Here is a 6,982-nt window from a genome sequence, read left to right as displayed (position 1 = left end):
CGAGCAGCGCGCGGGCCAGGCGCGGGTGCAGACCCATGCCGGCCAGCCGTGCGCCCCGTGCCGTGACCCGGCCCGTCGCCGCGTCCACCGCCCCCACGGCGGCGAGCACGCTCCGCGCCGCGGCCATCGCGCCGGCCGGCGGGGGGTCGAGCAGGGCGAGCCCCGAGGCGTCCGGGTCGCCCCAGCAGGCCGCCTGGAGGGCGAACGCGGAGAGGTCGGCCAGTCTGATCTCCGGGGCGGGAAAGCGCGGCACCCGCCCGTCCTCGGCCTCCGCCCAGCAGCGGTACACGGCCCCCGGCGCCTCACGCCCGGCGCGGCCCGCCCGCTGCCGCCCCGCCGCCTGCGAGGCACGCACCGTCGCCAGCGCGCTCAGCCCGCGCGCGTGGTCCACCCGGGGCTCACGCGCGAGGCCCGAGTCGACGACCACCCGCACCCCAGGCACCGTCAGCGAGGACTCGGCGACGGAGGTGGCGAGCACGACCCGCCGCTTCGCCGACCCGGCGAGGACCGCGTCCTGCACGGCGGCGGGCGCCCGCCCGTGCACCTGGAGCACCTCCACGTCCCCGAGGCCGCCGAGCTGCCCGGCCACCCGCGCGATCTCACCGACCCCGGGCAGGAAACACAGCACGTCCCCGTCCCGCTCGGCCAGCGCCCGCCGCACCACCGACGCCACATGCGTGAGGAGCGCGGGGTCGACGCGCATGCCGTGCGGCGGGCGTACGGGGCCGGTGGGCGGCGCCCAGACCACCTCCACGGGGTGGGCCGTGCCCCGCGCCCGCACGACGGGAGCGTCCCCGAGGACGCGCGCCCAGCCCTCCGCGTCGGTCGTCGCGGACGCGGCCACCAGACGCAGCTCGGGCCGGAGCGCGGCCCGTACGTCCACCAGGAAGGCCGCCACGGTGTCGGCGTCCAGATGCCGTTCGTGGCACTCGTCGATGATCACGGCGTCCACGCCGGTGAGCTCCTGGTCCCGTTGGAGGCGCTGGAGCAGGACACCGGTCGTGACGACCTCCACGCGCGTGGCGGGTCCCACGACGCGCTCTCCGCGCACGGTGAAGCCGACGCGTTCCCCCGCCTTCTCGCCCAGCAGCCAGGCCATCCGCCGCGCGGCGGCCCGTGCGGCGATGCGCCGGGGCTCGGCGACGACGACCCGGCGTACGCCGTCGAAGGCGTCCGGCGGGTCGAGCAGGCCCGCGAGTGCCAGCGGCACCAGCGTCGTCTTGCCGGTGCCGGGCGGCGCGCAGAGCACGGCGCTGCCCGGACCCTCCAGGGCGGCCCGGAGGCCGGGCAGCGCTTCGCGTACGGGCAGGTTCAGGGCGGCGGCGTCACGGATCACACGGTCAGTCTCGTACGCAGACGTAGATGGCCGTACCCGGGATCAGGTTGCCGCGCAGCGGGGACCAGCCGCCCCACTCCTGGGTGTTCCACGCGGGCCACTCCGGCTCGACGATGTCGACGAGGCGGAAGCCGCCCGCGACGATGTCCCGCACCCGGTCGCCGATGGTCCTGTGGTGCTCCACATAGACGGCGTTGCCCTCGTCGTCCTGCTCCACATAAGGAGTGCGGTCGAAGTAGGAGGCCGCCACGGAGAGGCCCTCGGGGCCCGGCTCGTCGGGGAAGGCCCAGCGCATCGGATGCGTGGCGGAGAAGACGAACCGGCCGCCGGGCCGCAGCACGCGGTGCACGTCCTTCAGGACGAGGACCGGATCGGCGACGAAGGGCAGCGCTCCGTAGGCGGAGCAGGCGAGGTCGAAGGAGCCGTCCCTGAAGGGCAGCACTCCGGCGTCGGCCTGTACGAGCGGCACCGAGCCGCCGATCCGCAGCGCGTGCTGGAGCTGGCGGTGGGAGAGGTCGAGGGCGACGGGCCTGGCACCCTGGGACAGGAGCCAGCGGGAGCACTGGGCGGCGCCCGCGCCGATCTCCAGGACGTCCTTGTCCTTCAGCTCCTCGGGCGGACCCAGAAGCTCCGCCTCCACTTCGTCGAGCCCCTCGGGGCCCCACACGAAGCGGTCGTCGCCGAGGAAGGTGCCGTGCTCGATCTGGTAGTCGTCGGCGTTCCTGTCCCACCAGCCACGGTTGGCACGGCTGCTCTCGGTGACGCCCGCGTCACGGCGGGTGGCTTCGGGCTCGGGCGGTTCGGACTCTTGGATGATCGGCTCCATCGTCGTAATCTTCGTCGGACCCGTCGCGAGGGGGGTGCCGTGCGGCCCAGGTGGCCTCATGCGACAGGTTTTGTGCCGGGTATGCGGCGATCCGCCCCGGGTGTGCGCCTTCGCGCATTGACCCTGTCCGGCTGCCCCCGTATGCTACAAGTTGCGCTGCGAGCCTGCGCTCCTCAGACATAGCAGGCTGCGCTCGCGTCTGTTGTATGTCCCCTCGGTTGTCGAGGCGCCTTCCGTTCTCCGGAAGTCGCGCTTCCTAGGCTGTCCGGCTGCTTCAGAGCGAAATCGGCTCCGGCGTTGCAGTACCTACGACTTCAATGTCCGTACCGGAGCCCTTACCCACATGACGAGCAGCACCGAGACCACCGCCACCACCCCGCAGGTAGCGGTCAACGACATCGGTAACGAGGAAGCCTTCCTCGCCGCGATCGACGAGACGATCAAGTACTTCAACGACGGCGACATCGTCGACGGCGTCATCGTGAAGGTCGACCGGGACGAGGTCCTGCTCGACATCGGTTACAAGACCGAAGGCGTCATCCCGAGCCGCGAGCTCTCCATCAAGCACGACGTCGACCCGAACGAGGTCGTCGCGGTTGGTGACGAGATCGAGGCTCTGGTTCTCCAGAAGGAGGACAAGGAAGGCCGTCTGATCCTGTCCAAGAAGCGCGCTCAGTACGAGCGTGCCTGGGGCACGATCGAGAAGATCAAGGAAGAGGACGGGATCGTCACCGGTACCGTCATCGAGGTCGTCAAGGGTGGTCTCATCCTCGACATCGGCCTCCGTGGCTTCCTGCCGGCCTCCCTCGTCGAGATGCGCCGCGTCCGCGACCTCCAGCCCTACGTGGGCAAGGAGCTCGAGGCCAAGATCATCGAGCTGGACAAGAACCGCAACAACGTGGTCCTGTCCCGCCGTGCCTGGCTCGAGCAGACCCAGAGCGAGGTCCGCCAGACCTTCCTCACGACCCTGCAGAAGGGCCAGGTCCGCTCCGGCGTCGTTTCCTCGATCGTCAACTTCGGTGCGTTCGTGGACCTCGGCGGCGTCGACGGTCTCGTGCACGTCTCCGAGCTCTCCTGGAAGCACATCGACCACCCCTCCGAGGTTGTCGAGGTCGGCCAGGAGGTCACCGTCGAGGTTCTCGACGTGGACATGGACCGCGAGCGCGTCTCCCTGTCGCTCAAGGCGACGCAGGAAGACCCGTGGCAGCAGTTCGCCCGCACGCACCAGATCGGGCAGGTCGTTCCCGGCAAGGTCACCAAGCTCGTTCCGTTCGGTGCGTTCGTGCGCGTCGACGAGGGCATCGAGGGCCTGGTCCACATCTCCGAGCTGGCCGAGCGCCACGTGGAGATCCCGGAGCAGGTCGTCCAGGTCAACGACGAGATCTTCGTCAAGGTCATCGACATCGACCTCGAGCGTCGCCGGATCTCGCTGTCGCTGAAGCAGGCCAACGAGTCCTTCGGCGCCGACCCGTCGGCCGTCGAGTTCGACCCGACCCTGTACGGCATGGCCGCGTCCTACGACGACCAGGGCAACTACATCTACCCCGAGGGCTTCGACCCCGAGACCAACGACTGGCTCGAGGGCTACGAGACCCAGCGCGAGGCCTGGGAGACCCAGTACGCCGAGGCGCAGCAGCGCTTCGAGCAGCACCAGGCTCAGGTCATCAAGTCCCGCGAGGCCGACGCGCAGGCCGAGGCCGAGGGTGCGGCCGCGCCCGGCGGTGCGGCTCCGGCCGCCGGCACCGGTGGCGGCGGCGGTTCGTACTCCTCGGAGTCGGACGACAACTCCGGCGCCCTTGCTTCGGACGAGGCGCTCGCCGCGCTTCGCGAGAAGCTCGCGGGTGGCCAGAGCTGAGGCTCGCCCCTGGGCGTAGTTGACTGACGCTGCGGGCCCGCGTCTCCCTTCGGGGGGATGCGGGCCCGTTTCGTGTGCCGGGGTTCGCGTGCCGGGTCCTGGTTCCGGGGTCGTCCGCGGGTCGGTGGGGGCTGGTCGCGCACTTCCCCGCGCCGCTTAGGGGACGCTTTCCGCGCCGCTCGTCACGGTGTGACCGTGATGTTCGTCAGGCCTCTGCCGCCCGTCACCGTGTTGCTGGCGTAGACCGTCGTCCTGCACGACGTGCTCTGGTTCGTCACGTTGATGGCGAGCTGCTTGTCGCCCGTCGCGCCCGTCAGGGTCGACCTGTTGCCGCGGAAGACCGTGCCGCAGCCCCAGCCGGACTGCTGGGAGTGGGTCTCGTAGCCGTTGTTCGTGGTGTTCTTGCCGGTGTTGTTCTCGATGACGTAGTTGTTGCCCTTCACGTCTATCCACGAGTCGTCGTAGTGCACACCGGTCAGGCCCTTGCCGTCGAAGGTGTTGCCCGAGAGCTTGCCGCCGGTGGTGCCCTCCTTGATGTCGACGGCCTCGCCGCCCACGTCCGGGCCGATCGTGTTGCCGAGGATCTGGACGTTGTCGCTCTTGTCGGAGAGCGTGTTGGCCGTGCCCACGTAGATGCCCTCGCCCATCCCGCGGCCGTCGTTGCCCGTGTCGTAGACGCGCGAGTTCCTGATCACCCCGTCGGGGCTCGACGTGCGGAAGTGGACGCCCTCCATGTCGAGGCCGTGCACCGTGACGGTGTCCACGACGACGCCACGGGCCGAGTCGATCATGATGCCTTTCTGGCCGCCGGTGACGGTGATGCCCTTGACCGTCCAGTACGAGGCCCCGTTCAGGTGCAGGCCGTAGCCGCCGCCCGCCTTGAGCACCGCCTTCGAGGAGCCGGTCAGTGTGATGCGGGAGCCGGAGCTCGCGGCCACCGAGGTCTTGAAGTTTCCGGAGTAGCTGCCGTCGGCCAGGTGGATCGTGTCGCCGGGGGAGGCGCCGGTGAGCGCCGTCTTGAGCTGGGCGGCGGTGGACACCTCGATCGTCCGCGCGGGCACCGCGCCGGGGGCGGCGGTCGCGGTCGCGGCCAGGCCGGATGCGACGGCCGTCGCGGTCAGCACGGCGGTGAGCAGTCTCTGTCGGGTGCGCATGGGGGTGGCCTTCCCGTCCGGTGGAGGCGTCCGCGTGGAGCCGTCTTGGCTGCGTGGAGAAGTTCGAGCAAGTTCTTGTACGTGAACGCCGGGTGTGCATATGAACGTAGAGGCGGGACATGTTCGCGTCAAGGTAGGGGCCAGGGATGTCTGTGGCTCGCTCTTGCGTGAACTCGGCTTGCCTGTAGGGGCGTTCACGGGGACGAATTCGATGGCTTAAGGGAATGCCTCCGCCACTCCGGGTGTTCTTCTCTAGGAACACGAGGAGGAGCGGTCACAGTGCTTGATCCGCAGGGTTTGTACGCATGGGAGCCGAAGGGCCTCGCCGTCGTCGACATGGCGCTGGCCCAGGAGTCGGCCGGTCTTGTCATGCTCTACCACTTCGACGGCTACATCGATGCGGGCGAGACCGGCGACCAGATCGTCGAGCGGCTGACGGACAGCCTTCCCGGGCAGGTGGTGGCGCGGTTCGACCACGACCGGCTCGTCGACTACCGCGCCCGCCGCCCGCTGCTCACCTTCCGGCGCGACCGCTGGACCGACTACGAGGTCCCGACGCTCGATGTCCGCCTGCTCCAGGACGCCACGGGCGCGCCCTTCCTGCTGCTGACCGGGCCCGAACCCGACATCGAGTGGGAGCGGTTCGCCGCGGCCGTCAAGGAGATCGTGGAGCGGCTCGGCGTGCGCCTCGCGGTCAACTTCCACGGCATCCCCATGGGCGTGCCGCACACCCGTCCGGTGGGCCTCACCCCGCACGGCAACCGCACCGACCTGGTGCCCGGCCACCGGAGCCCGTTCGACGAGGCGCAGGTGCCGGGGAGCGCCGCCTCGCTGGTCGAGTACCGGCTCCTTGAGGCGGGCCACGACGTGCTGGGTCTCGCCGCGCACGTCCCGCACTACATCGCGCGCTCGGCGTACCCGGACGCGGCCCTGACCGTCCTTGAGGCCATCACCGCCGCGACCGGCCTGGTGCTGCCCGGTGCCGCGCACGGACTGCGCACCGAGGCGCACCGCACCCAGACCGAGATCGATCGGCAGATCCAGGAGGGCGACGAGGAACTGGTCGCGCTGATCCAGGGCCTTGAGCACCAGTACGACGCCGCGGCGGGCGCGCAGGACCGGGGCAACATGCTGGCCGAACCGGCCGACATCCCCTCCGCCGATGAGATCGGCCGTCAGTTCGAGCGCTTCCTCGCCGAGCGGGAGGGCGAGGGGTGACCCAGCGGACCCCGGGGGGATGTCCGGCCCGGGGCCCCGGCGGCCGTGTCAGAGCCAGGGCCTAAGCTGCCGGACATGCTGAAGGTGGGCCTGACCGGTGGAATCGGCGCCGGCAAGAGTGAAGTCTCGCGGCTGCTCGTCGCGTCCGGAGCCGTGCTGATCGACGCCGACAAGATCGCGCGTGAGGTGGTGGCGCCGGGCACTCCCGGCCTGGCGGCCGTCGTCGAGGCCTTCGGCGAGGAGGTGCTCGCCCCCGACGGTTCCCTGGACCGGCCACGGCTCGGCTCGATCGTCTTCGCCGACGCCGACAGGCTCGCCGTGCTCAACTCGATCGTGCACCCCCTGGTCGGCGCCCGCTCCGCCGAACTCGAACGGTCCGCCGCCGAGGACGCGGTGGTCGTCCACGACGTGCCGCTGCTCACCGAGAACGGCCTCGCGCCCCTGTACGACCTGGTGGTCGTCGTCGACGCGAGCCCCGCGACCCAGCTCGACCGTCTGGTGCGGCTGCGTGGCATGAGCGAGGAGGACGCCCGCGCGCGGATGGCGGCGCAGGCGACGCGCGAGAAGCGCCTGGAGATCGCGGACATCGTGAT

Annotated in this window: 6 protein-coding genes; 3 read left to right on the top strand and 3 right to left on the bottom strand. The window is 70.7% G+C overall.

The features are described 5' to 3' along the window. Nucleotides 1-1,336, bottom strand: a 1,336-nt coding sequence (locus AB8Z36_RS22780; RefSeq protein ID WP_369215214.1) for a helicase-related protein, incomplete at its 3' end; no start/stop codon positions are given. Nucleotides 1,337-1,340: 4 nt separating this feature from the next. After that, complete coding sequence (locus AB8Z36_RS22775) at nt 1,341-2,162, bottom strand: class I SAM-dependent methyltransferase (RefSeq protein ID WP_369215213.1); 822 nt, start codon at nt 2,160-2,162, stop codon at nt 1,341-1,343. A gap of 343 nt (nt 2,163-2,505) precedes the next feature. Between AB8Z36_RS22775 and rpsA the strand changes: the two genes are divergently transcribed. Beyond that, a complete protein-coding gene (gene rpsA, locus AB8Z36_RS22770) occupies nt 2,506-4,017 on the top strand; it encodes a 30S ribosomal protein S1 (protein ID WP_369215212.1) in 1,512 nt (503 codons plus the stop codon). 182 nt (nt 4,018-4,199) lie between these two features. Here the strand turns inward: rpsA and AB8Z36_RS22765 are convergent, their stop codons facing one another. Then, nucleotides 4,200-5,171, bottom strand: a complete 972-nt coding sequence (locus AB8Z36_RS22765) for a right-handed parallel beta-helix repeat-containing protein (RefSeq protein WP_369215211.1) — start codon at nt 5,169-5,171, stop codon at nt 4,200-4,202. Between the two features lie 279 nt (nt 5,172-5,450). Here AB8Z36_RS22765 and AB8Z36_RS22760 point away from each other — a divergent pair, with 279 nt between their 5' ends. Together AB8Z36_RS22760 and coaE are read left to right on the top strand one after the other, a co-directional pair. After that, the gene (locus AB8Z36_RS22760) at nt 5,451-6,389 is read left to right on the top strand and encodes a PAC2 family protein (protein ID WP_369215210.1); all 939 of its coding nucleotides are present in this window, start codon (nt 5,451-5,453) and stop codon (nt 6,387-6,389) included. A 75-nt stretch (nt 6,390-6,464) separates the two neighbouring features. Beyond that, nucleotides 6,465-6,982 (top strand): dephospho-CoA kinase (coaE, locus tag AB8Z36_RS22755; protein WP_369215209.1); only part of this gene is annotated, 518 nt, incomplete at its 3' end.

Source organism: Streptomyces flavofungini, assembly GCF_041028215.1.
Classification (GTDB): Bacteria; Actinomycetota; Actinomycetes; order Streptomycetales; family Streptomycetaceae; genus Streptomyces; species Streptomyces flavofungini_B.
Note: the sequence above shows the minus strand (reverse complement) of the source record. Positions and strands in the feature narration are given on the sequence as shown.